The 408-nt window shown below is 60.3% G+C and carries 1 pseudogene; it reads left to right on the forward strand.

Annotation, left to right across the window (positions count from 1 at the left end):
* Positions 1-403: pseudogene (locus ACYP5B_RS51260) on the forward strand (transposase); the annotation flags it as partial.
* Positions 404-408: the final 5 nt, after the last annotated feature.

The raw sequence follows: 408 nt of genomic DNA on the forward strand, positions 1-408 counted from the left end.
AAACATGTCTCGGCCATCGCGGGTCTGAGTTATCACAACTGCCTGTTCCGCCTTTATGACGGCGCGATCAAGAGCGCACAGATCGTGGAGTTTCTCGAGGCACTGCGCGCGCACCTCAAGCGCCGCCTGATGATCATCTGGGACGGCGCTGCGCAGCACACGCATCGTGCGCGACTACCTCGATAGCACTAGTGGTGCAGTACAGATGGCCTTTGTCCCGCCCTACAGCCCGGACCTGAATCCTGTGGAGTATCTCTGGGCCTGGCTCAAGCGCCATGCCCTGGCCAACTTCTGTCCACACTCGCTCGCCGAACTCAAAACAACCGCCCGCAATCGGCTGCGCAGCGCACAGCAACGCGCCAACATCATTGCTGCGTGCTGGAAGCAGGCCGAGTTGTGGTGATGTCA

This window comes from Cupriavidus sp. 8B, from assembly GCF_054589115.1.